Genomic DNA, 23419 nt, shown 5'->3' with positions numbered 1-23419 from the left:
GGTCAGGTCTCCTGACGGTTGACGGAAGGGGTCACCACAGACGCGTATTCCACGGCGCCGGTGGTGAGACAGAGGTAGGCCTGTTCCAACGTGACCTGTTCGTCGGCGAGTTCGAGGACAGGGATGCCCTCCGCGGCGGCAATCGCACCTATCTCGCCGGCCCTCGCTCCCTCGACCGTCCAGCGGCCGTCGTCGCCCTGCGCAGGCTCATGTCCCTTGCGGGTCAGGACATCGCGGAGCCGAGCCGGTTCGGTCGTGCGCACCCGCACCCGGGGACGGCTGTGGGCATCCAGGAATTCCTGCATCGGCAGGTCGGCGAGGAGACGGCCCCGGCCGAGGACCACGAGATGGTCGGCGAACGACGATGTCTCGTTCATCAGATGGCTGGATACCAGGACTGTGCGGCCTTCCCCGGCGAGCCGCTTCATCAGCTCGCGGATCCAGATGATGCCTTCCGGATCCAGCCCGTTCGACGGTTCGTCCAGCATCACGACTTCCGGGTCACCGAGCAGGGCGGCGGCTATGCCCAGCCTCTGCCGCATGCCGAGCGAGAACGTCTTGACGCGCGTCCCGCCCACCGCTCCGAGGCCTGCCTCCTCCAGGACTTCGTCGACTCTGCGCACACCGATGCCGTTGCTGGCCGCGAGGGCCAGCAGGTGGTTGCGCGCGGTTCGCGAGCCGTGGGCGGCCTGGGCATCGAGCAGGGCACCCACACGGCGCAGCGGATCGTCGAGCGCCGCGTAGGGCTGCCCGCCGATGGCGGCCGTGCCACCGGTGGGCCGGTCGAGGCCGAGAACGAGTCGCATGGTGGTGGACTTGCCGGCGCCATTGGGGCCCAGAAAGCCGGTAACACGGCCGGGCCGCACGCTGAATGTGAGGTTGTCCACGGCTCGGGTCGTGCCGTATTCCTTGGTGAGTTGACGGACGTCGATGCTGGTCATGTCCTCAGCCTCGCGGCCGGGCACCGTGTCCTGCCTCCCCCGGAGGTGGAGATCAGCTCCCTCGCTCGGGGGAGCCGACACACCGGGCGGGCTGACACGATGTCGGTATGTTCCGCGCTCTCCGCCCGTTGACCGCATCAGTCACCTACACCCGGTGGCTCCATCTCCTCATTCCGGGAGCGGTCTGCAGCGTGTGGCTGTTCATCTCCCCTGACACACCATGGATGCTCGCGATCTTCGCCGTGCCGGTGGGGTTGTTGCCCGGTATGCGGCTGGCCGAGGGTGTGCAGGCTCAGCTTCTACTCACTCCCGGGGAGCGGGACAGACCCGGTGCTTCGATCTCCGCCACCGCTGCGGTCACCTGGTCGGACCGCTGGAGAACGGTGTTGTGGCTGGAGATACGGCTGCTGCTCGCCACCTGCGTGTGGTGCGCGACGGTGTGGCTGCCGGCGACGGCGGTGGACCTCGCCCTCACCGCATCCGGGATGGGCCCGAGCAACGAGTGGTTGGTGCGCGGGGTGGAGCCGCACTGGTGGTACGCCCTGCTCGTCCCCCTGCCCCTCCTGGTGCTGCCGGCTTTCGTCGCGGCGAGCGGCGAGCTGATCACCGCGAGCGCCCGTCGCCTTCTCGGCCCCTCGCCTGTGCAGCGGTTGACGGCTCTGGAGGAACGTACCGAGCAGTTGCTGGAGCGCAATCGCATCGCGCGGGAGCTCCATGACTCCATCGGGCATGCGTTGACGGTCGCGGTCGTCCAGGCCGGAGCGGCCCGGTCGGTTCACGACCCGGAGTTCACCGAACGCGCGCTGGCCGCGATCGAGGAAACCGGCAGGGACGCACTGGACGATCTGGAGCGCGTTCTGCGGGTTCTGCGCGAAGCGGGCGCACCGGTGGGGCAGCAGCCCACGCTCACGGAGATGGACCGGCTGCTGGACTCCGCGCGGGGTTCGGGGGCGAAGATCGACGCGGACGTGTCCGGTCCGCTGGAACAGCTTCCGGGATCGGTCTCCCGCGAGGGCTACCGCATCCTGCAGGAATCCCTCACCAACGTGCTGCGTCATTCCGGGGCGGTGCCCGTACGGGTGAGGATCAGCGTCGCGCACGGTCGACTGGAGCTGGAAGTGGCCAATCCGCTCAGTGATTCAACGGGTACGCCGGGCGGTGGGAGCGGGCTGCGGGGCATTCGCGAGCGGGCCGCACTGTTGGGCGGAAAGGCCAAGGCCGGTCCGTGCGACAGCGAATGGAGGGTGCACGCCACTCTTCCACTGAACGGCCTGAGAGCTGCCCCGTGATCCCCCGCGATACCTACCTGGTGGACCGGCGTGTGGCGCCGGAGGGGCGCGCCGCGAGGTGGACAGATGTCCGCAAGGCCGGGGTCATAAGGCCGGGGTCATTCGGACGTTCCAGCAACGCGGCGAGATGTCGTCGCTGTCGTCGCACGCCCGCCAAGGTCCATCGGACCAGCCCTTAGGCTGACCCGATGCCGGTTACCGTTCTTCTGGTCGACGACGAGCCTCTCGTGCGCGCGGGGTTGCGCGCGGTTCTTGAGGCTCAGCCCGATATCGAGGTGGTGGGCGAGGCGGGTGACGGCGCCGCAGTCATCCCGTTGTTGCGTCAGCTACGCCCCGATGTGGTGGCCATGGACGTCCGGATGCCGTTGATGGACGGCATCGAGGCGACGCGAGTCGTCCTGCGGACCGTGCCGGAGCCGCCGAAGATCCTTGTGGTCACCACATTCGAGAACGACGAGTACGTGTACGAGGCACTGCGCGCCGGAGCGGACGGCTTTCTTCTCAAACGCGCCCGGCCCGCCGAAATCGTGCATGCGGTTCGTCTGGTGGCAGAGGGCGAGTCGCTGCTGTTCCCGGCAGCAGTCCGACAACTGGCTGCCGAGTACGGCACGAGCAGGGCGCGGGCGGTCATGGACCGGGCGGCACTGACCGAGCGGGAGGCTGCCGTCCTCCGGCTGATGGCCCGCGGCCTGTCGAACGCGGAGATCGCCGCCCATCTCGTGGTCGGTGTCGAGACAGTGAAGAGTCATGTCAGCGCCGTGCTAGCCAAGTTGGGCGCGCGGGACCGTACCCAAGCGGTGATCGCGGCGTACGAGTCCGGCTTCGTCACTCCGAGCTGAGTTGCCGTGGCCACCCGCGGCACCCATACCGCCCACACCGCCGCACCGCCGCACCGCGACACCGCGACACCGCGACACCGCGACCAGGACCGACACACGCGATACCCGTGCCGCCACGCCGCGATCAGGACCGACGCCTCGCGAGACCGGTTCCGGCCCGCGGTCGCCCGGTGCCCGGGGCAGCGAGTACCATCCGCCTGACATGCGCACGAGCTGGGAGGACACACCGTGGGTCGGCTGACCGGTGGGGATCCGTCGCTGCTTCGACGGATCAATTCCGCGGTGGTGCTGCACGCCCTGCGGGGCGCGGGCTCCCCCACCCTCACGGACCTGACCCGGATCACGGGTCTTTCCCGGCCGACGGTCGAGGGCGTCGTGGAGGGGCTGTTCGAGGCCGGACTTGTCGTGGAGTCGGTGCCCGACGGGGCTGAGGCCCGACGCCAGGGGCGACCGGCCCGCCGGTTCAGGTTCCGCGCCGAGGCCGGGCATCTGCTCGGTATCGAGATCGGCCCGCACCGGATCTCCGCGCTGCTGTCGGGGCTGGACGGACGGATCACCGGGGCGGGCTCGCGCGAGGTGTCGGAGACGGCGTGCGCCGACGAGCGTCTCGACAAGGTCAGGGCCGTGGTCGCCGATGTCCTGCGGCGGACCGGGGTGGCCCGCAGCAGTCTGCGCGCGGTCGGGGTCGGCAGCCCCGGCATCGTGGAAGCCGACGGGACCGTGCGACTGGGCACCGCATTGCCGGACTGGACGGGCCTGGCACTGGGCGAACGGCTCAGACGCTCCTTCCGCTGCCCCGTCCTCGTGGAGAACGACGCCAATGCCGCAGCCGTCGCGGAGCACTGGAAGGGGGCGGCCGCCGAGTCCGACGACATCGTGTTCGTCCTGGCGGGGCTGAGTCCGGGCGCCGGATCGCTGATCGGCGGGCGGCTGCACCGCGGTTTCGGCGGCGCGGCCGGTGAGATCGGCGCGCTGCATCTGCTCGGCCGCGAGGCCACACCGGAGAAGCTTCTGTCGACGACGGACACACCATTGGATCCGTTGGACGAGGCGGCGGTGGCCGCTGTGTTCGCCGAGGCACGGCACGGCGACGTCCGGGCGCAGGCGGCGGTCGAGCGGTTCATTCAGCGCCTGGTGCATGATGTGGCGGCGCTGGTGCTGGCGCTGGATCCCGAGCTGGTGGTGATCGGCGGCTGGGCCGCCGGGCTGGACGGTGTGCTGGATCCGCTCCGCCGTGAGCTGGACCGCTACTGCCTCCGGCCGCCACGGGTCACGCTGTCACTGCTCGGCGAGGCGGCGGTGGCCACGGGCGCCCTGCGGCTGGCTCTCGACCATGTCGAGGAGCAGTTGTTCGCGGTGGAGGGAACGGTGACGGCCCGCCGCTGAGCGCGACGGGCCGTCTGTGATCAAGGCCCCGAGGGGGCCGCCCCGCTCAGGATGCCTGGCGCTCCTGGCCGTGATGGCTGATCTCCAGGTCGCCCGAGTCGCCGAAGGTGAGCCGGCAGGTGTCGGCCCGGTAGGTGGCGACGGAGAGCGCAGCGGTGCCGCCGTCCACAAGGTAGCGGGTGGTGACGACGAGGACGGGGGCGCCGGGGAGGCGGTCGAGTTCCTTCGCGTCGTCCACCCGGGCCGAGCCGAGCTCCACCGAACGGTCCTGACCGGCGAGGCCGAGGCGGTGCAGGTCGCGCAGGACGCTGCGGGCCCTGGCAGGACCGGACGGGGCGTCGATCGCGGAGAGTTCGGGCACGGACGACGAGGGGATGTACAGCAGTTCCGCCGCGACCGCCTGTCCCTGGGCGACGCGGATCCGGCGGACTATGTGCACCGGCTCGTCGCCGTCCACGTCGAGCACGGCCACCACGGATGCCGGTGCGACCGCGGTCGTGCAGTCCACGGGCTGCCATGCCTCGTCGGCACCGCTGTCGGACCAGTCCCGCTGTGCGGTCGAGACGGCGACCCCTACGCGCGGCGGAGCGACGGTGGTCCCGACGCCGCGGCGACGCTGCAGCCTGCCTTCGAGTTCGAGCTGTTCCAGAGCCTGCCGGAGCGTGGCTCGGGCGACTCCGAACCGGGCGGCGAGCTCACGCTCGTTGGGCAGGATCTCGCCCACCGCAAAGTCCGAGTCGAGTGCCTCACTGAGCACGGTCTTGAGGTGCCAGTACTTCGGCTCCTGCACCGTTTCCAGCTGCGTGGTCCCCACCCTGTCCTCCGCAATCGCCCCAGCGGCTTTTCCGCGACGTTATTTATTAAAGGTTCTTGTCTTAACGTGGAGACCATAGGACGGGACACCCCCTTGGTCAAGACCAATCCTCCTCGGTCACTCAGCGAAACGAGGCTCTGCCGCAGAGCGTTCACAGGACGTTCGTGGTGCCGTGAGCCGCGCGCAGCAGAAAGCCCCACGGCTGGGCGGCCGTGGGGCTCAGGACGGGGACGCCGAGGTGGACCGGAGGCGTCCGGGACGTTTCGGGTACCCCGACGACCGAGCGTCCGGAACGTTTCGGGCGCCCCCGACGACCGAGCGTCCGGCTACTTTCCGGCAAGGCCGGCGAGCTTGTCGGGATTGCGCACGAGGTAGACGCACTGGATCAGCCCGTCCCGGATGGCCACCTGGAAGACGGTGTCCGGCTTCCCACCGGAGAGCACCAGCAGGCTCGGCGCCCCGTTGAGCTCCAGGGCCCGGACGTCGATGTCCGATCCCTGGTTCCGGGCGACGGCGAAGAGGAACCGGCTGACCTTGTCGGCGCTCTCGATGACCCGCAGCGGGGCCTTGGACTTTCCACCGCTGTCACCGACGAGGCGTACGTCGGGTGCGAGCAGGGCCAGCAATTCCTCGATGTCGCCACCCGCCGCCGCGGCGAGGAACCGCTCCGTGAGGTCGCGGCGCTGGGCCGGGTCGACGTCGTAGCGCGGTCTGCGTTCCTCGACATGGCGCCGTGCCCGTCCCGCGAGCTGCCGTACCGAGGCCTCGGTACGGTCCAGGGTCTCGGCGATCTCGGCGTACGGGAATCCGAACGCCTCGCGCAGGACGAAGACAGCCCGTTCCAGCGGTGACAGCGACTCAAGGACGACAAGCACGGCAACCGACACGGAATCGGCGAGGACCGCCTGCTCCGCGGTATCGGGCACCGTCGGCCCGAAGTCGGTCACGACGGGCTCCGGCAGCCACGGCCCGACGTACGCCTCACGGCGGGACCGCACGTGCCGCAACCGGTCGATGGCGAGGCGGGTGGTGATCCTCACGAGAAAGGCGCGCGGCTCCCGCACGTCCTCACGCGACGCGGACGACCAGCGCAGCCACGTCTCCTGCACGACGTCCTCGGCGTCGGCAGTCCTGCCCAGCATGCGGTAGGCGACCCCGGTGAGCACGGGGCGGTGGTCCTCGAAGACATCGGTCGCGGCGTCGGCTGTCACTCGACCATCCTTCCAGGCGACGAAGGGAGATCGCCGACCGGTCCGCACATCATGGCCCGACTGCCCGAACAGCGGGCCCCCGGGCCAGTGTTCATGGCGTGCGCGGCGTGCGCGGCGTGCGCGGCGTGCGCGAGGTGCGCGAGGTGCGCGAGGCGCGCGGCATGCCCGGCATGCGACTGCCAGAGGCTCCTCAGCAGCAAGGCTGCGGACGGAGCGGACACCAATGACGGTCGGGGCCGGGTGTTCATCCGGGGTTGGTGTGCGCGCCGCCGACGGGCACGAAGGTGGGGTCGGGCCCACCGGCCGCCCTTCGTCCGCTGACCACCGCCACTGGAGGCGTCTCGATGTCGTACCGTCCGCGTGTTCCGTCCCTCGACCGCCGCGGCGTGCTGCGCGGTTCGCTCGCCGCGTCGGCGGCGCTCACGCTCCCCGTGGTGGGCGCCGCGGCCCCCGCGTTCGCGCTGTCCGGCCGGCCGCGCGCGGCATGGGGTGTGCAGGTGGGCGATGTCACCGCGTCGTCCGCGCTGGTGTGGGTCCGATCGGACCGTCCGGCCCGGATGATCGTGGAGACATCGGCGACGGAGTCCTTCCGGCGGTCCCGCGCATGGCACGGTCCGCTGGTCGGTTCCGGCACGGACTTCACCGGGACGACTCCGCTGTACGGCCTGCCGCCGGGTGAGCAGGTGCACTACCGGGTGACGCTCGCCGACCCCGATGACCCCCGCCGCACCGGCGAGCCGGTGTACGGAACCTTCCGGACCGCGCCCGCCCGGCGCCGCGACGGTGTGCGTTTCCTGTGGTCCGGCGACATCGCGGGCCAGGGATGGGGCATCAACCCGGACATCGGCGGCTATGTGGTGTACGACGAAATGCGTCGGCTCGACCCGGACTTCTTTCTCTGCAGCGGCGACAACATCTACGCGGACGGGGTGATCGAGCCGAGTGTGGTCCTGCCCGACGGGCGTGTCTGGCGCAATGTCACCACCGAGGAGAAGGCGAAGGTCGCCGAGACCCTTTCCGAGTACCGCGGGAACTTCCGCTACAACCTGCTCGATCGCAACCTCCGCGCGTTCAACGCGCAGGTGCCCTCGATCGTCCAGTGGGACGACCACGAGGTGCGCAACAACTGGTACCCCGGGCAGATACTCGACGACGCCCGCTACACCGAGAAGGACATCGACGTGCTGGCGGCCCGATCGGTGCGGGCGTTCCGTGAGTACTTCCCGGTGTCCACCCTGCACGCCTCCTCCGGCGAGGGCCGCATGCACCGTGTGGTGAGGCACGGTCCCCTGCTCGATGTGTTCGTCCTCGACATGCGGTCCTTCCGCAACGCGAACTCCCCCGGCAGGCAGCCGGACGACACCACCGGCATCCTCGGTGCCGAACAGCTCGAATGGCTCAAGCACGAGCTGTCGCGATCCCGCGCGGTGTGGAAGGTGATCGCCGCGGACATGCCGCTGGGGCTCGTGGTCGCCGACGGGGCCGCCGACTTCGAGGCGGTCGCCCAGGGCGATCCGGGAGCCCCGCTCGGCCGCGAGCTCCAGATCGCTGAACTGCTCCGGTACATCAAGCACCGGGGGATCACCGGCACGGTCTGGCTGACGGCCGATGTGCACTACACGTCCGCGCAGCACTACGAGCCCGAGCGCGCGGTGTTCAAGGACTTCGCGCCCTTCTGGGAGTTCGTGTCCGGGCCGCTGGCGGCCGGTCAGTTCCCGGCCAACGCGCTCGACGCGACGTTCGGTCCCGACCAGGTCTTCGTGCGGGCCCCCGACCGCGCCAACGTGTCGCCGATGGAGTCCCCGCAGTTCTTCGGCGAGGTCGACATCGACGGCGCCAGCGGTGAGTTGACGGTGCGGCTGCGGGCACAGGGCGGTTCCGTGCTGTTCAGCAAGGTGTTGCAGCCGGGGCGCGTCGGGCAGTGAACCGGCACGCCGGAGGACGGACCGGAGCTGTGGTCCGGGGCCGATTGTCAGTGGTGGGTTCTACGTTTTCTGCATGACCCGATCCGTTCAGGCATTGGCCTACTCACGTCCGTCCGCCCTGGAGTCCTCGCAGGCCGGGCAGCTCCTCGGTCTGGAGACCTCCGGTGGTCACACGCCACGGGGCACCGAGGCCCACCCCCGGTTCTTCTCGGGCTTCCTCACCTCGCCGAGGATCGCTGCCCGCGGCCTGCTGGCCGTGGCGGACGTGGCATCCGCGCGCTACTACCGGCGCACTCTGCCCTCGTCGCTCGATCCGGTGGTGACGGGCAACGGCGACCGCTTGCGCTTCGAGTCGTTCTCCGGCTGCTGCGGGGTGTACGCACGTCTCGACGTGCTGGAGGACGGGCTGGACGGGGCGCGGACGGATCACGGCACGACGAATGTGGATGTGAACAATCCGCTGCGGGAGGCGCTTTCGCGGATAGCGGGGGACGATCCGCTGCACCTGCGGGTGGGGCCCGACGAGTTGGCCGTCACCACGGTCGACGGCCCCGTCGTGGAGAAGAAGGTGCCTCTGCCCGACCGGTGGTTGCGCGGCTTCGCCGAGGCTCAGGTGGTGTCCGCCGGTTTCGATCTCCGGGCGGAGCTGCCGGCCGCGGAGGCGGTGCGGTTCCTGCGTTCGTTGCCCCGTTCGTCGGGGAATGCCTCGCGAGGCGCGCGGTGGTTCGTTCCCTCGGGCAGGACGCTGCGGCCGACGACACGCCCGGTGGCGGGGGCGGTGTGTCTACCGGGCCCGGAGCGACTGGAAACCCTGCAGCGGGTGTTGCGCCATGCGACGTCGCTGCGGGTGTACGGGCCCGTGGCGGGCGAGGCGGCGTCCGCCTGCGCCTGGGAGGTGGTGCTGCCCGGCATGCGGCTCACCCTGACGCTGTCGCCCGATGCCTCGCGCGGGTTCTCCGGTGAAGGCGGGGTGCTCGATGCGCTGGCCACCGACGACGCGGCGGCCGATGCCGAGCTGATCTCCGTGCTCCTGGCCTGGGAGCCACGCATCGAACCAGCCGATCTCGCGGAGCAATCCGGTCTGCCGGTGGAGCGGGTGCGAGCCGCTCTCACCCGGCTGGGTACGGCGGGCCGGGTCGGCTACGACCTCGCCGACGCGGCCTACTTCCACCGGGAACTTCCCTACGACGCCGACCGGGCCGAGCGGCACAACCCGCGGCTCGTGGCCGCCCGGCAGTTGGCGGGCTCGGGGGCCGTCGTTCTGGACGGGGACACGGCGGCCGTGGCCTCGGGTGAGCGGCGGTACCAGGTCAGGGACCAGGACGGGACGCTGAGCTGTACGTGCCAGTGGTGGGCGGACTACCGCGGGCGGCGGGGCCCGTGCAAGCACGCGCTGGCCGTCAGGATGGTCCGTCGCGGTGCCCAGGTCGCCGGGGGTGTGCGATGAAGGAGCTGCTCACTGCCGTACGGGAAGGGCGCAAGGAGAACGTACCGGCTCTGCTCGCCCGGCTGGATCGGTCCGAACGCCGCCTGGCACTCGATGAGTTGAAGGCACTGCGCAAGGAGGCCCGGAGCTGGAACTGGCGGGAACAGGACAAGATCAGGAAGGCCCTGCTGGTGGCCGGGGCCGGTTGCCACAGCGGGGCCGCGGGCTGCGCCTCCTGGATCGGCGCTCGTGATCTGCTGGGTTGGGGGCGGTTTCCCTTCCACTTGGTTCTCGACGTCCTCTCGGACCGTGATCCGGCTTGGCTGGCCGATGTCGCCCATCGGTTGGCCGGACGGCCCGCGACAGCGGAGACGGCGTACGCGCTCATCTCCGATCTGGTGAAGATCGCTCAATGTCCCGTGCCCACCACGGACGGCTTCGTACGGGGCTGGGCCATGGCGGTCACCTCCTCACTGCGGCAGCGGCGGGAATGGAAATCGCTGAGCGACATCCTCCGCACCGATCCGTATCTGACCGCTCTGGTGCCGCGCCTCTTCGAGGTGGCGGAACTGACGTCGCAGCTGACCTGGATCGATGACGCCGACCATCCGTGCCGTTGGCCCGAGGCGCTCGCCACCCTGGTGGAGGAGGGCGTGCTGGAACGGTCGGCGCTCGTCACCAGTTGTATGACCCGGCTGCTTCGCGGCGGGAAGCCCGGCGATCAGCGGTTCTCCTTGGTCGTGTTGCATCAGCTCGCAATGACCGAGCGGGAGGAGACCGAGCGGATCACCGACTGGATCGCCATGGCCTCGGACGGCATCTCCACCGTGGCCGGGCATGCCCAGGAGGTGCTGGCCCGTCTGGACGAGCGCGGCGCACTGCCCGTACGGGCCCTGGCAGACGTATCGGGTGCCGTCCTGTTCCGCAGCGAGAAGAAGCTGGTGCGAGCCCAGCTCGTGCTGATCGGCAAGACACTGCGCCGCGATCCGTCGACGGCCGGTGAACTCCTGCCCGTGGTCGCGGAGGCTTTCGGGCACGAGGACATCGGTATCCAGGAGCGGGCGCTCAAACTCGTGGCGCGGTTCCTCACTTCCGTCGATGCTCCGGCCCGGGAAGAACTCGCAGCGACCGCATCACTGTTGGGCCCGGCACACCGTGTGGCGGCGGCCGAGGTGTTCGGTGACCTGCTGGACGACCGGCCGGAGGAGGAGCCGTACGAGGAGCTGCTGCCACCGGCTCCCGTCCCGCAGCGTCTCGAACCGGCGCCGGCGACGCTGCCCGAGCTGGTCGAGGAGGTCGTGGTCCTGACGAGATCCACCTCATGGGATGTCTCCGCAATCGAAAGAGCGCTGGACGGCCTGGTCCGCCACGCCCACACCGACCGGTCGGCGCTGGTCGACGCACTGCGTGATGCCCTGGCGGGACAGTGGTGGCTCGATGACGAGCCCCAGTCCCGGGTCGAGCGGCGGCTCTCCACCGACACGGGTATCGAGCTCGTCGTGGCGGCGCTGCTGGGAAGGATGTCGGCTCAGGCCGTGGCCGCCGGGCGCGCGGCCTGGACCGGCACCGGGACCTGTGTCCATGCCGGGCTCGACGGGGTGATGCGGGCCCGCCTCTGGGAGGCCGCCCACACCGCACTGACCGGGGAAGCGCCCTTCCTGCTGGCCCTCCCGACCTGGCACACCGGCTCGCTCGACCCCGCCGTGCTGGTCGAGCGACTGCGCACGTACCAGCAGCTCGGAATCCAGCCGGGAGAGGCCGATTTCGCCCAGGCCCTGCTGCGCGTGCGGCGCGACAGCCGGCACGAGGAAGCGTCGGACGCCGCCCTGCTCGGCACTCCTCAGGGCGACCGGCTGGCCGCCTGGCTGCGGAGCGACAAGCCGCTCACGCGCGTTTTCAGGTTCGATCTGGAGAAGAAGGCATCGTCCGGGGGCTGGGCACAACAACCGACCGACTGGTCTATGCGCGTGCTGATGGCCAGCGAGGAACGTCCCCTCATCAAGAAGGAGTTCCCTCGTTCCTTCCACTGGCTGGGCCGGCCGCACGTACCGGACCATCGCCTCTGCTACCACTGGGACGGCCAAACGAGGCCCTGGCTCGCCACCCTGCCCGAGGACGGCGAGACGCTGGCCGCATGGCTGCTGCCGACCATCGCGAGCTGCACGACCGATGAGATTCGCGGCTCGGCCTCGCCGCTGACCACGCTCGTCGAACTCGGCGGGCCGGCCGCCGAGGCCATCCATCTGGCCCTGGCCTACGGGTTGGGAGCCCGGCACACGGAGGACCGACTGTCGGCGGTGGACGCCCTGTTGACACTCGCGGCCCAGCGCCGGCTGGACGCGGCGTTGCTCGGGAAGGAGCTGGTGATCCTTCTCGAACACGAACTGCTGAAGCCCAGCCGGCTCGCGGACTCCGCCCGTACGGCTGCCGCCACCGGCGCGTATCGGACGGTGCTCTCGGTGTTGACGGTGGCGCTGCCGGGGCTGCTGGCACGCGGAAAGAGGCCTCACGGGCTGAACGACCTGCTCTCCGTGACCGCCGAGTGTGCCGAGCACTGCGGTGCGCTCGGGGCCGATCCGATACCCGGGCTCGCCGAGACGGCGGCGCTCGGCGGCTCCTCGCAACTGGTACGTCAGGCGGTGCGGCTGAAGACGGCCTGGGAACGCAGTGCGGTAGTGATCGGCGATCAGCCATGACATGACCACCCAGGACACACGGGCGAAACCTGCGGCAGCCCGCTTCGGACCTTCGGACACCACCCGGCTGGAGTCGCGGATACCGTGCGGCCCCGGTCGGGGACTGCGGACGCCACCCGGCCGGACTCGTGGGTTCCGTACAGCGACCCCCCAGTTCCGCGCAGCATCCAACGGTCGAGAGGGCTCACGCTGCTGCTGTGACCGGCAACCAGTCAAGGCGTAAACCGGCCAAACCGATGGATAGGGGACTAGATCCACACTTAACCCATCAGTCACAGAGCGTTCGTGATCAGGCAACACCGCTGAGTCACTGTGAGGACATGACTGATGTGACATCCGCCAAGACTGCCCGCCGCTCCCACCACTGGCGGCGGGACATGATCGAGCTGGCCGCGCTGTTCACCGCGGTCGCGGTGGCCGACGCGATCGCCAACCTGATCGGACACCAGCCGGACGGGCCCTATCTCCTGATCGCCTCGGCTGTGGCCCTGGTCGTGACAGCCGGGTTCCACGCCTGGTGGGCACGTCGCCACGGCCACGCCCCGCCGCCGACCGGCGCCGAGCCCGGCTCCCCCGACGACGACGGTGCGCTCTCGTCCGTCCGCGCCGACGCAGCGGCGGCCGCGCTCGTGACCGTTCCCACCGACGGAGGCCCGGCCCCGGCCCCGTCCTCAGAGGGCACGGTCCTGTGGCGGATGCGCACGACCGTTCGGGACATCCCGGGCAGCCTGGCCGCCCTGTGCCTCGCGCTCGCCCGTCACCGGGTCGACATCCTCACCCTGCAGACTCACCCCCTGGCACAGGGCACGGTCGACGAGTTCCTGCTGCGTGCCCCCGCACCGCTCCAGGCACAGCAGCTGAGCCGGGCCATCTCCGCCGCCGGCGGCGGCTCCACCTGGATCGAGCGGGCCGATGCGCACGACCTGGTGGACGCCCCGACCCGCATCCTGGGTCTCGCCACGCGCACAGCCCTGGACGCCGCTGAACTCCCCCTGGCCCTGCGCCAGTTGCTCGGTCGCTGCACCATCCACTCGCTGCCCGCAGCCTCGGTCACCGGTCGCGCGACCGGTGAGACCGCACCCGTCGAAGGCGTGCTGGAGGACACGGTGATGCGGCTGCGCGACCCGTCCGGCGGCGCCATCACCGTCGAACGGCCCTACCTTCCGTTCACCCCGACCGAGTTCGCCCGGGCCCGGGCCCTCGTGGAGCTCGATGCCCGGCTCGGCCCCCGTGTCCCGCGCGGTGAGCAGGTGCTCACCCTTCCCGAGGGCAACGAGATCACCGTGCGGCGCGCGGACAGCAGCGACCTCGAAGCAGCCCGCGCCATGCACGACCGCTGCTCCGATCAGACACTGCGGCTGCGATACCACGGCCCGGTCCGTGACGCCGACCGCTACCTGGACCACCTGCTGAGCCCCCGCTTCGGCCGCACGCTGGCCGTACAGACGGCGTCGGGTCGGCTGGTCGCCCTCGGCCACCTCCTCTGGGACGGCGACGAGACCGAGGTCGCTCTCCTCGTCGAGGACGAATGGCAGCGGCGCGGCATCGGCTCCGAACTCCTCGGACGCCTGGTGGCGCTCGCCATCGAGGCAGGCTGCGAGAGCGTCTACGCCGTCACGCAGGCGGCCAACACCGGCATGGTCGCGGCCATGCGTGCGCTCTCCCTGCCGCTGGACTACCAGATCGAGGAGGGCACGCTCGTCATCACGGCCCGGCTGGACGCGACTCCGGTTCGTTCCCTGCCCCCGTACGAGCAGGCCGGCCACTGACGCTCCGACGACCGGCCGCCGGCCGGCCGGCCGTCGGATGACCGGCACCGGCAGAACCCGCACCGCGGGAACCGGCACCGAGAAGGCCGGTCTTCTCGCGATCGTCGGCCTCGTGCGAGCTCAGCGCCTGGCACAGATCGGCCCACAGATCCTCGACATCCTCCAGACCGACCGACATCCTCAGGAGCCGGTCCCCGACGCCGGACGCCTGCCGGTCCCCCTCGTCCACGATGCGGTGGCTGATGGAGGCCGGATGCTGGATCAGCGTGTCCACACTGCCGAGACTGACCGCGGGCGTGATCAGCCGTACGGCGGAAATCACCCGGTGCGGGTTCCCGTACACCTCGAACGAGACCATCGCCCCGCCCAGCTCCGGGTAGTGGACCCGGGCAATCCGCGGATCGGCCGTCAGTCTGCGGGAGAGCTCGGCGGCGCTCGCGGAGGCCGCACGCACCCGCACCGGGAGGGTGGCGAGACCACGGAGCAGCAGATATCCCGCCATGGGGTGCAGCACCCCGCCGGTGGCGAAGCGCACCTGCCGCAGGCGGGCTGCGAACTCCTCGTCACAGGCGACGACCCCGCCCATCACATCGCCGTGCCCGCCGAGATACTTGGTGGCACTGTGCAGCACGATCCGTGCGCCGTGCTCGACGGGGCGCTGGAGTACCGGCGTGGCAAAGGTGTTGTCGACGAGCAGCGGCACGGAACCACAGGAGTGCGCGAGCGCGCGGATGTCGACCTCGGCGAGCGTCGGGTTGGCCGGCGTCTCCACCATCACCAGCCCGGTGTCCGGACGGATGGCGTCCGCGATGCCCGCCGGGTCGGTCCAGGTCACTTCGGTGTTCAGCAGTCCGGCGCCGAGGAGATGGTCGCTGCAGCCGTAGAGCGGACGGACGGCCACCACGTGGCGCAACCCCATGCCGGACCGGACCAGCAGGACCGCGGTGAGCGCCGCCATTCCGCTGGCGAACGACACGGCGCTCTCCGCGCCTTCGAGCCGGGCGAGGGCGGTCTCGAAACGGGCCGTCGTCGGGTTGTCCAGGCGCGCGTAGACGGGGGGTCCTTCGAGCCTGGCGCCGGTGGCGGCGAAGGAGTCGATCCGCTCGGCCTCGCCCCTGGAGTCGTATGAGGGGTAGGTGGTGGACAGGTCGATCGGCGGGGCGTGCAGGCCCAGGGCCGCGAGATCGTCGCGGCCCGCGTGCACGGCTTCGGTGGCCAGTGCCCTGGAGCGGGTCGTCGCAGGGAACGCCATCGAGGGTTCGGTGTCCATGACACCACTCTGAACAATGGCCGGATCTGGTGGCGAACGTCCCGTGCTACGTTCGGCAGATGGCGGATTCTGTCGTCCTCGACCCGGTGGACCTGCATATTCTGCGACTGTTGCAGAACGATGCCCGGACCACCTACCGCGAGCTGGCCGCCGAGGTCGGGGTCGCGCCGTCGACCTGTCTGGACCGGGTGACCAGGCTGCGCCGCTCGGGCGTCATCCTCGGCCACCAACTGCGCCTGGATCCCGCGAAGCTCGGTCGCGGCCTGGAGGCGCTCCTGTCCGTCCAGGTCCGTCCGCACCGCAGGGAGCTCATCGGCCCGTTCGTCGAGCGCATCAGGACGCTGCCCGAGTCCCGAGCGCTGTTCCATCTGACCGGCCCCGACGACTACCTCGTCCATGTCGCGGTCGCCGACACCGCGGATCTGCAACGCCTGGTGCTGGACGAATTCACCTCACGCCGCGAAGTGGCCAGGGTCGAGACGCGGCTGATATTCCAGCAGTGGGAGTGCGGGCCCTTGCTGCCGCCTGCCGAAGAATCGGGCGGGAGAGTCCTCTGAGACCGAATGATGGTGACGCGGAGGCCCCTGCCGTACGAGGATGTCCGCATGTCAGACAATGCCAGCAGCGCGCTGCCCCGTCAGGTCGCCGACACCTACGTCGACGCATTCATCGAACTCGACCCGATCGCCGGCACCTATCTGGGTGTCGCGGAGAGCTCGCGCCGCCTTCCCGATTTCTCCCCGGCGGGGCAGGAAGCCCGTGCCGAGCTCGCCCGTACCACCCTGACGAAGCTCGACGCCGCCGAGCAGCTGCCCGGCGCGGACAGCGACGTCGAGCGCCGCTGCGGCCGACTGCTGCGCGAGCGGCTCCTGGCGGAACTCGCCGTTCATGATGCCGACGAGGGGCTTCGCACGGTCTCCAACCTCTCCTCCCCGGCGCACAGCCTCCGTGAGGTGTTCACGGTGACGCCGACCGAGACCGACGAGGACTGGGCGGCGGTCGCGGAGCGACTGCGTGCGGTACCCGCAGCTCTGGAGGGCTACCGCGAGTCGCTCGCGCTCGGCCTGGAGCGCAAGCTGTACGGCGGCCCGCGCGCCACCGCCACCTTCATCGACCAGCTCGGCGAATGGGCCGGCGAGGACGGTACTGCGTTCTTCGAGGACTTCACGGCCACCGGCCCCGCGTCCTTGCGCACCGATCTGGACGACGGCGCCCGCCGTGCCACCGAGTCGATCGTGACACTGCGCGACTGGATGCGCGATGTCTACGCCCCTGAGGTCCAGGACGCGCCGGACACCGTCGGTCGTGAGCGGTACGCGCGCTGGTCGCGCTATTTCAACGGCACCGACCTGGATCTCGACGAGGCGTACGCGTACGGCTGGTCCGAGTACCACCGGCTTCTCGGCGAGATGAAGTCCGAGGCCGAGAAGGTCCTGCCGGGAGCCGGTCCCTGGGAGGCGCTGGCCCACCTCGATGAGCACGGCACGCACATCGAGGGGGTCGACGAGGTCCAGGCCTGGTTGCAGGGTCTGATGGACGAGGCGATCGACGCCCTCGACGGTACGCATTTCGAACTCGCCGAACGGGTGCGGAAGGTGGAATCCCGCATCGCCCCGCCCGGCGGCGCCGCTGCCCCGTACTACACGGGCCCGTCCGAGGACTTCTCGCGCCCCGGCCGCACCTGGCTGCCCACCATGGGCGAGACCCGCTTCCCGGTGTACGACCTGGTCTCCACCTGGTACCACGAGGGTGTGCCGGGCCACCACCTGCAGATCGCGCAGTGGACGCACGTCGCCGACAGCCTCTCCCGCTACCAGGCGTCGATCGGCATGGTGAGCGCCAATGCCGAGGGCTGGGCCCTGTACGCGGAGCGGCTCATGGACGAGCTGGGCTTCCTGCCCGACGCCGAGCGGCGACTCGGCTATCTGGACGCGCAGATGATGCGGGCCTGCCGGGTGATCGTGGACATCGGTATGCACGCGGAGATGGAGATCCCGGCGGACTCCCCGTTCCACCCCGGCGAGCGGTGGACCCCCGAGCTGGCCCAGGAGTTCTTCGGCAACCACAGCGGCCGTCCGGCCGACTTCGTGGAGAGCGAGCTCACCCGCTACCTCTCGATGCCCGGCCAGGCCATCGGCTACAAACTGGGCGAACGTGCCTGGCTGCTCGGCCGGGAGAACGCCCGCAAGGCGCACGGCGACGCCTTCGACCCCAAGGCCTGGCACATGGCCGCCCTCTCGCAGGGGCCGCTCGGACTCGACGATCTGGTGGATGAGCTGTCCAAGCTCTGAGTCGCTTCTCGCCCCCCTCTCCTCCTGTCCCGCTTCAGGCCGTTCCCGCATGCGGAACCGCGTTCACAACCGCGCGTGGAACACCTCGGCGGGAGCGGCAGGAGGAAGGGGTGTTCGTCCGACCGCGCCGGTCAGCAACCGCACGCCCGGTCGCTGACCGGCGCGGTGAGCGGGTCGGTGCCGGGCCGCTCGCGCCCTTCCCCGGTCTCGAAATCGAAGCCCTCGCGTACCCAGTACTCGAAGCCGCCGAGCATCTCCTTGACCCGGTAGCCGATGTCCGCGAGGGCCAGGGCTGCGCGCGCGGCGCCGTTGCAGGCAGGGCCCCAGCAGTACGTGACGACGGGGACGGAGGGGTCGAGCAGGCTTCGGGCGTGCTCGGGGATGAGGGCGGTCGGCAGGTGGATCGCCCCGGGAACACGTCCTTGCTCCCAGGATGCGGTCGAGCGCGAGTCGAGGAGTACGAAGCCGGGGTCGTCGTCGGCGGCGAGCGCGGCGGCGACGTCCGAGACGTCGGTGTGGAAGGCGAGCGAGGCGCCGAAGTGGGCGGCAGCCGCGGCCGGGGAGGCCGGCGGAACGCGGAGGACGGGGTTGGTCGTGGTGGTGACGGGCTGCGATGTCATGCCAGAGAATCTATGACCGGGCTCCAGGACCGGGAAGGCGAGATCCCCGGCACGCATCTTGACCTGCCGGTGATTTCACTGTTCTCTCGCAAGATGACCGACTATTCCCCGGACGCCACGGACTGGCGCATCCTCGAAGTCCTGCAACGCGAAGGGCGTGCGACGTTCGCGGAGCTGGCGCGGGCGGTGGCGATGTCCCCGAGCGCCGTGACCGAGCGGGTGCGCAGGCTGGAGGAGGCCGGCGTGATCACCGGGTACGCCGCGGTGGTCGACCCGGAGCGGCTCGGACTGCCGATTCTCGCACTCGTCCGGCTGCGCTATCCGAACGGCAATTACAAGCCGTTCCACGATCTGCTCGCCACGACCCCCGAGGTCGTGGAGGCCCATCATGTGACCGGCGACGACTGCTTCGTACTGAAGGTCACCGCCCGCTCGATGCGACATCTGGAGGAGATCGCGGGGCGGATCGGCGCCCTCGGCTCCGTGACCACGAGCGTCGTCTACTCCTCGCCGCTCCCCCGGCGCGCCGTCAGCCGCTGATCTCGCCGGCGGTCAGGTGCCGCACCGCCGATCCGTGCCGCTGCTTCACCACTTCGAGCTGTGCGGGGATGCGGCGGCGCAGGTCGGCGACATGGCTGACGATGCCGACGCTGCGGTCCCGTTCGCGCAACGAGTCCAGTACGTCGAGGACTTCGTCGAGGGTCTGGTCGTCCAGGCTGCCGAAGCCCTCGTCGATGAAGAGGGTGTCCAGCCGTACGCCGCCCGCCTCGTCGGTGACGACATCGGCGAGGCCGAGCGCGAGGGCGAGCGAGGCGAAGAACGTCTCGCCGCCCGAGAGCGTCGCCGTGTCGCGCTCGCGGCCGGTCCACGCGTCGACGACGTGCAGGCCGAGACCCGACCTGCGGCCTCCGGTGCGGGCATCGGAGTGGACCAGCGTGTAGCGGCCGGACGACATGCGTCGGAGCCGGGCGGTGGCGGCGGCGGCGACCTGTTCGAGCCGGGCGGCGAGCACGTACGACTCCAGCCGCATCTTCCGCTCGTTGTCCGCGGAGGTGCCGGCGGTCAGCCCGGCCAGCCGCGCCACCCGGTCGTACTCCTCGCGCAGCGGCCCGAGCCTGCGCACCTCGTTCGCGACGCTGCGCGACAGCCGGTCCAGTTCGGCGCAGCGCTCCCGTGCGGCGGCCAGTGCCGCGGAAGCGTCCCGCAGCCGCCGCTCCGCCGTGTCGTGCGCGGCCTGAGCGACATCCACCGCGGCCCGCGGGCCTTCGGCGGCTGCCCGGGTCGCGGGCTCGGCGAGACGGTCGGCGACGGCGGCCGCCTCGGACTGCCACGCGTCGACGAGACGCTGGAGTTCGTGCTGTCCGGCGTCCGTGAGAAGGGCCTCGGCAGCGGCCTTTGGGGTGTCGAACCCGGCCCGGAACGCGGCCTCGGCGAGTCGGCCGTCGGCCTCTTTGCGGCGCAGTGCGGCGGTCTCCTCCCCGCGTACCGCCTCGGCGGCAGCGGCGAGCAGTCCGACCCGGCGCTCCAGCAGCTCTGCGTGGTCGGCAACGCTGCGGGACTCACCGCGGGCGGTCGCCAGATCCGCTTCCAGCACGGCCTGTTCACGGTCCAGTCCCTCCCTCAGCGAGGTACGGGCCGCGGCGCGGCGCTCGGCCAGCTGCCGGCTTTCGAGGCGCTTGGCCTGTTCCCGCTCGGCGGCTGCGAGGGCCTCCCGTGCCGCGTGCATACCGGCCGCGGTCCGGTGCGCCTCGGCATGCAGGCGCGTCAACCGGTCGACGAGAGCGCCGAGTTCGACGACGGTGGGATCGGTGACGGCAGGGTCGGTGAGAGCGGGGTCGGTGGCCGCGTCGCGACGGGCACGACGCCCGAGGTCGGCCGTATCGGCGCCGGCCGCCTCGGCCCCGACCGCCGGCTGCGGCACGGCCGACCCGGCGGCGACCACCCCGGCCACGCCTGACTCGGCGGCGTCCGCGCCGTCCCTCGGGTGCGGCACACCCGACCGTGCGGCAGCGCGCGCCGCCGCGTGCTTCTCGCGTACGGCCCCGAGCTCCCGCTCCGCCTCGGTGCGAACTTCCTCGGCCCGCCGGTACGCGCCGAGCGCCCGCTCCTCGGTGGCCCGGTCGACATGCCCGTCCGCCGCGCGTGCGGGGTGAGGGTGCTGGGCCGAGCCGCACACCGTGCAGCCCTCGCCGTCCACCAGCTCCGCAGCCAGCTCCGCGGCGATGTCGCGCAGGCGTCGTTCGCGCAGCTCCAGCCACGACTCGTGGGCGCCGGAGGCCAGCTCACGGGTCTCGGCCAGCCGCTCGGCGGCTGCCGACGCCCGGTCGGCCAGCGCGTCGCGGTGTCCGGCGGCTTCCAGCCGTGCGCGAGCCGGTTCCAGCCGGCCGGCGAGCTGTTCGGCGCGGGTGGCGGCCTCCTGCGCCTCCTCGATGCGTGCCCGCAGGTCGTGGCGTGCCGACTCCCAGCCGGCCAGCCAGTCCTTCGCGTCCTGGAGGAGTTCGTCGTCGGCCCGTGCCTGGCTCTCCAGTGCGGCCCGCTCGGCATCGATCTCCGCGCTGCGCCGCTCGGCCCGCTTCGCGGCGTCGAGCCCGCCGAGCTCCTGCCGCAGCCTTCGTTCCTGTTCCGCGAGTTGTTCGGCACCGGCGTCGGCCAGGCTGCCGGGCAGCCGCGTGCGGGCCCGGTCACAGACCTCGCGCGCCGCGCCGTAGTCGCGCTCGGCCTCGGCGCGCAGCTCCAGGGCGGGGGCGACCAGGTCCGCCTTTCGTGCCCGCGCGAGCCGTGCGTGGTGTCGGTCGTGGTCGGGCCGGGCGGCCTCGATCGCGAGGGCACGGCGCCGCGTCTCCTCGTCACGCTGCTGGAGTCTGGCGCGTTCGCGCTCGTCGTCGAGGGCCAGACGTGCGGCCGACTGCCGGCTCTCGGCCACGGCCAGTACGGACTCTGCGATCCCGAGTCGTTCCCTGGCGCTGCTGCGGGCCGTCGCGGCCCACTCCAGCACACTGTCGGCGAGGCCCGGTTCGCCGGGCTGGATCTCGGGCAGCGACGATTCACGCCCGGCCGGTCCGGCAGCTTGGGCGATGCGCTGGGCGAACGCGAGGACGCGTTCGTCCCCTGACCGGACCTGGGTCTCGGCCGCGCGGCGCAACTCGGCCAGGCGCTCCTCGACGGCGGCGAACCTGCGGGTGTCGAAGAGCCGGCCGAGCAGTTTGCCGCGTGCCTCGGCATCGGCGCGCAGGAACCGGGCGAAGTCGCCCTGCGGCAGGAGCACCACCTGACAGAACTGGTCCCGGCTCATGCCGATGAGCTGGGTGAGCTCCTCACCGATCTCCTGGTGCGAGCGGCTCAGCGGCTGCCAGCCGCCTTCGGTGTCGTACTCCCGCAGCAGGCTCTGGGCCTTCTCCGTGGTGAAGCCGTTGCCCTTCTTCTTGGGGCGGGGCTGAACAGGGCGCCGGGTGACTTCGAGGCGCCGGCCGCCGACGGTCAGTTCCAGTGTGACCTCGGTGGGAAGGTCCGCGGGAGCGTGGTCGCTGCGCAGCGACGTGCCGGGGCTCTGGCGGGCGCCGGGCACCGTGCCGTACAGGCCGTAGCAGACAGCGTCGAGGACGGACGTCTTCCCGGCGCCGGTCGGCCCGTGCAGCAGGAAGAGCCCCGCCGAGGAGAGTGCGTCGAAGTCGATGTCCTGGGTGGCTCCGAACGGCCCGAAGGCGGTCAGGCCGAGCCTGTGGAGTCTCAACGGTTCACCTCGCGGACGCTGTCGTCCACCCGCACGTGGTCGAAGGCACCACGCAGCACCCCTCGCTCCTGCTCATCGGTTCCCGACCCGCCCCGCACATGTGCCACGAAGTCCTCCGCGATCTGCTGGTCGTCGCGCCCCACGAGGCGCTGTGCGTACGAGGCGAGCGGGCTGTCGGGGGCCCGGTCGGGTTCGAATGCGAGGCTGAGTGTGTGCGGGAACCTCTCGACGAGGCGGGCCATGGGTTCGGCCGGACGCGCCGGGTCGGTGAGGGTGGCCTCCACCCAGGATTCCCGGTGCCGCTCCAGCGCGGCGTCGTCGAGGAGGGCGTCGAGGCGGCCGCGGAGCCTGGCGAGCGGGCGGGGCGCCGGACAGTCGACGCGCTCGGCGGCGATCGCTCCCGAGGCGTCGAGGTCGATCAGCCACATCGTCTTGCGGTGGGCGGCCTCGGAGAAGGAGTACGCCAGCGGTGAGCCCGAGTAGCGGACCCGGTCGGTGACGGTCTGGCAGCCGTGCAGATGCCCGAGTGCCACGTAGTCGACGCCGTCGAACACTCCGGCGGGCACGGCGGCCACTCCGCCGACGGTGATGTCGCGCTCGCTGTCGCTGGGCTCGCCGCCCGCGACGAACGCGTGCGCGAGCACCACGGACCGGGTGGTCGGCGGGCGGCTCGCCAGGTCGGCGCGCACCCGGTCCATGGCCGCACCCAGCACCGCCTCGTGTCCGGCACGCGGTGCCTTGAGGACGTCCTTGGTCAGGGCCGGTTCCAGGTAGGGCAGCCCGTAGAAAGCCACGTCGCCGTGGACGTCGCGCAGAACGACGGGGGCGGCGCAGTGGGCGGGGTCGGTACGCAGGTGGATTCCGGCTCGTTCGATCAGGCCCGCGCCCACGCCGAGCCTGCGTGCCGAGTCGTGGTTCCCGGAGATCATCACGGTGGGCACACCGGCGGCGGCGAGCCGGTGCAGTGCGTCGTCGAAGAGTTCGACCGCGGACAGCGGCGGGACGGCTCTGTCGTACACATCACCCGCGACGAGGACCACGTCCACCTCACGCTCACGCACCGTGGCGAGCAGATGGTCGAGGTATGCGGCCTGGGCTTCGAGCAGGGAGACCCGGTGGAACGACCGCCCCAGGTGCCAGTCCGATGTGTGCAGCATTCTCAAGAGCCGGCTCCGACCTGCATCGTTCGCTTCCTCCGCCGCGGGGCCCGAG

17 protein-coding genes are annotated in these 23419 nt (G+C 71.1%); 10 read left to right on the top strand and 7 right to left on the bottom strand.

The window, feature by feature from the left end; all coding sequences use genetic code 11:
* Nucleotides 1-2 precede the first annotated feature (2 nt).
* On the bottom strand, nucleotides 3-941 hold the full coding sequence (locus tag ACFVUT_RS21575; protein WP_389658630.1) for an ABC transporter ATP-binding protein: 939 nt from the start codon (nucleotides 939-941) through the stop codon (nucleotides 3-5).
* Between the two features lie 107 nt (nucleotides 942-1048).
* On the opposite strand from ACFVUT_RS21575, the gene ACFVUT_RS21570 reads away from it, so the two are divergent.
* The 3 genes from ACFVUT_RS21570 to ACFVUT_RS21560 all read left to right on the top strand — a co-directional run bounded on the left by ACFVUT_RS21570 (nucleotide 1049) and on the right by ACFVUT_RS21560 (nucleotide 4455).
* Nucleotides 1049-2230 (top strand): sensor histidine kinase, encoded by a 1182-nt coding sequence (locus ACFVUT_RS21570; protein WP_389658627.1) that lies wholly within the window; start codon nucleotides 1049-1051, stop codon nucleotides 2228-2230.
* Nucleotides 2231-2418: 188 nt separating this feature from the next.
* Nucleotides 2419-3069, top strand: a complete 651-nt coding sequence (locus ACFVUT_RS21565) for a response regulator (protein ID WP_389658624.1) — start codon at nucleotides 2419-2421, stop codon at nucleotides 3067-3069.
* Between the two features lie 228 nt (nucleotides 3070-3297).
* Nucleotides 3298-4455 carry an ROK family transcriptional regulator gene (locus ACFVUT_RS21560; protein ID WP_389658621.1) on the top strand — a complete coding sequence of 386 codons (1158 nt, stop codon included), beginning with the start codon at nucleotides 3298-3300 and terminating at the stop codon, nucleotides 4453-4455.
* Between the two features lie 46 nt (nucleotides 4456-4501).
* Here the strand turns inward: ACFVUT_RS21560 and ACFVUT_RS21555 are convergent, their stop codons facing one another.
* Both ACFVUT_RS21555 and ACFVUT_RS21550 read right to left on the bottom strand, forming a co-directional pair.
* Nucleotides 4502-5269 carry a GntR family transcriptional regulator gene (locus ACFVUT_RS21555; protein WP_389658618.1) on the bottom strand — a complete coding sequence of 256 codons (768 nt, stop codon included), beginning with the start codon at nucleotides 5267-5269 and terminating at the stop codon, nucleotides 4502-4504.
* Between the two features lie 326 nt (nucleotides 5270-5595).
* Nucleotides 5596-6480, bottom strand: a complete 885-nt coding sequence (locus ACFVUT_RS21550) for an RNA polymerase sigma-70 factor (protein WP_389658615.1) — start codon at nucleotides 6478-6480, stop codon at nucleotides 5596-5598.
* 344 nt (nucleotides 6481-6824) lie between these two features.
* Between ACFVUT_RS21550 and ACFVUT_RS21545 the strand changes: the two genes are divergently transcribed.
* The 4 genes from ACFVUT_RS21545 (at nucleotide 6825) to ACFVUT_RS21530 (ending at nucleotide 14296) form a co-directional block, all read left to right on the top strand.
* A complete protein-coding gene (locus ACFVUT_RS21545) occupies nucleotides 6825-8405 on the top strand; it encodes an alkaline phosphatase D family protein (RefSeq protein ID WP_389658612.1) in 1581 nt (526 codons plus the stop codon).
* A 73-nt stretch (nucleotides 8406-8478) separates the two neighbouring features.
* On the top strand, nucleotides 8479-9852 hold the full coding sequence (locus tag ACFVUT_RS21540; protein WP_389658609.1) for an SWIM zinc finger family protein: 1374 nt from the start codon (nucleotides 8479-8481) through the stop codon (nucleotides 9850-9852).
* Nucleotides 9849-12527, top strand: coding sequence for a DUF6493 family protein (locus ACFVUT_RS21535; protein WP_389658606.1), 2679 nt, complete (start codon nucleotides 9849-9851; stop codon nucleotides 12525-12527). The genes ACFVUT_RS21540 and ACFVUT_RS21535 overlap by 4 nt, the downstream gene beginning before the upstream one ends.
* Nucleotides 12528-12847: 320 nt before the next feature.
* Complete coding sequence (locus ACFVUT_RS21530; protein WP_389658603.1) at nucleotides 12848-14296, top strand: GNAT family N-acetyltransferase; 1449 nt, start codon at nucleotides 12848-12850, stop codon at nucleotides 14294-14296.
* On the opposite strand, the gene ACFVUT_RS21525 is transcribed toward ACFVUT_RS21530, so the two are convergent.
* A complete protein-coding gene (locus ACFVUT_RS21525; protein ID WP_389658600.1) occupies nucleotides 14232-15566 on the bottom strand; it encodes a trans-sulfuration enzyme family protein in 1335 nt (444 codons plus the stop codon). The two genes, ACFVUT_RS21530 and ACFVUT_RS21525, sit on opposite strands and share 65 nt — an antisense overlap.
* 59 nt (nucleotides 15567-15625) lie before the next feature.
* Between ACFVUT_RS21525 and ACFVUT_RS21520 the strand changes: the two genes are divergently transcribed.
* The gene (locus tag ACFVUT_RS21520) at nucleotides 15626-16123 is read left to right on the top strand and encodes an Lrp/AsnC family transcriptional regulator (protein ID WP_389658597.1); all 498 of its coding nucleotides are present in this window, start codon (nucleotides 15626-15628) and stop codon (nucleotides 16121-16123) included.
* 48 nt (nucleotides 16124-16171) lie between these two features.
* Nucleotides 16172-17857 (top strand): DUF885 domain-containing protein, encoded by a 1686-nt coding sequence (locus ACFVUT_RS21515; RefSeq protein ID WP_389658594.1) that lies wholly within the window; start codon nucleotides 16172-16174, stop codon nucleotides 17855-17857.
* 131 nt (nucleotides 17858-17988) lie between these two features.
* Here ACFVUT_RS21515 and ACFVUT_RS21510 read toward each other — a convergent pair whose 3' ends face one another.
* On the bottom strand, nucleotides 17989-18477 hold the full coding sequence (locus ACFVUT_RS21510) for a rhodanese-like domain-containing protein (RefSeq protein WP_389658591.1): 489 nt from the start codon (nucleotides 18475-18477) through the stop codon (nucleotides 17989-17991).
* Between the two features lie 93 nt (nucleotides 18478-18570).
* Here ACFVUT_RS21510 and ACFVUT_RS21505 point away from each other — a divergent pair, with 93 nt between their 5' ends.
* Complete coding sequence (locus ACFVUT_RS21505; RefSeq protein WP_389658588.1) at nucleotides 18571-19017, top strand: Lrp/AsnC family transcriptional regulator; 447 nt, start codon at nucleotides 18571-18573, stop codon at nucleotides 19015-19017.
* On the opposite strand, the gene ACFVUT_RS21500 is transcribed toward ACFVUT_RS21505, so the two are convergent.
* Both ACFVUT_RS21500 and ACFVUT_RS21495 read right to left on the bottom strand, forming a co-directional pair.
* Nucleotides 19007-22207, bottom strand: a complete 3201-nt coding sequence (locus ACFVUT_RS21500; RefSeq protein ID WP_389658585.1) for an AAA family ATPase — start codon at nucleotides 22205-22207, stop codon at nucleotides 19007-19009. The genes ACFVUT_RS21505 and ACFVUT_RS21500 overlap by 11 nt on opposite strands.
* Nucleotides 22204-23370 (bottom strand): exonuclease SbcCD subunit D, encoded by a 1167-nt coding sequence (locus ACFVUT_RS21495; protein ID WP_389658582.1) that lies wholly within the window; start codon nucleotides 23368-23370, stop codon nucleotides 22204-22206. Before ACFVUT_RS21495 ends, ACFVUT_RS21500 begins: the two co-directional genes overlap by 4 nt.
* Nucleotides 23371-23419 lie beyond the last annotated feature (49 nt).

Source organism: Streptomyces sp. NPDC058051, from assembly GCF_042885475.1.
In the GTDB taxonomy this organism is placed as follows: domain Bacteria; phylum Actinomycetota; class Actinomycetes; order Streptomycetales; family Streptomycetaceae; genus Streptomyces.
This window is presented reverse-complemented; position numbering and strand designations above follow the sequence as displayed.

Bases quoted from the DNA above. Each gene is read 5' to 3' on its own strand.
- ACFVUT_RS21575 (WP_389658630.1), bottom strand. From the start codon at position 941: ATGACCAGCATCGACGTCCGTCAACTCACCAAGGAATACGGCACGACC.
- ACFVUT_RS21570 (WP_389658627.1), top strand. From the start codon at position 1,049: ATGTTCCGCGCTCTCCGCCCGTTGACCGCATCAGTCACCTACACCCGG.
- ACFVUT_RS21565 (WP_389658624.1), top strand. From the start codon at position 2,419: ATGCCGGTTACCGTTCTTCTGGTCGACGACGAGCCTCTCGTGCGCGCG.
- ACFVUT_RS21545 (WP_389658612.1), top strand. From the start codon at position 6,825: ATGTCGTACCGTCCGCGTGTTCCGTCCCTCGACCGCCGCGGCGTGCTG.
- ACFVUT_RS21540 (WP_389658609.1), top strand. From the start codon at position 8,479: ATGACCCGATCCGTTCAGGCATTGGCCTACTCACGTCCGTCCGCCCTG.
- ACFVUT_RS21535 (WP_389658606.1), top strand. From the start codon at position 9,849: ATGAAGGAGCTGCTCACTGCCGTACGGGAAGGGCGCAAGGAGAACGTA.
- ACFVUT_RS21530 (WP_389658603.1), top strand. From the start codon at position 12,848: ATGACTGATGTGACATCCGCCAAGACTGCCCGCCGCTCCCACCACTGG.
- ACFVUT_RS21525 (WP_389658600.1), bottom strand. From the start codon at position 15,566: ATGGACACCGAACCCTCGATGGCGTTCCCTGCGACGACCCGCTCCAGG.
- ACFVUT_RS21520 (WP_389658597.1), top strand. From the start codon at position 15,626: ATGGCGGATTCTGTCGTCCTCGACCCGGTGGACCTGCATATTCTGCGA.
- ACFVUT_RS21515 (WP_389658594.1), top strand. From the start codon at position 16,172: ATGTCAGACAATGCCAGCAGCGCGCTGCCCCGTCAGGTCGCCGACACC.
- ACFVUT_RS21510 (WP_389658591.1), bottom strand. From the start codon at position 18,477: ATGACATCGCAGCCCGTCACCACCACGACCAACCCCGTCCTCCGCGTT.
- ACFVUT_RS21505 (WP_389658588.1), top strand. From the start codon at position 18,571: ATGACCGACTATTCCCCGGACGCCACGGACTGGCGCATCCTCGAAGTC.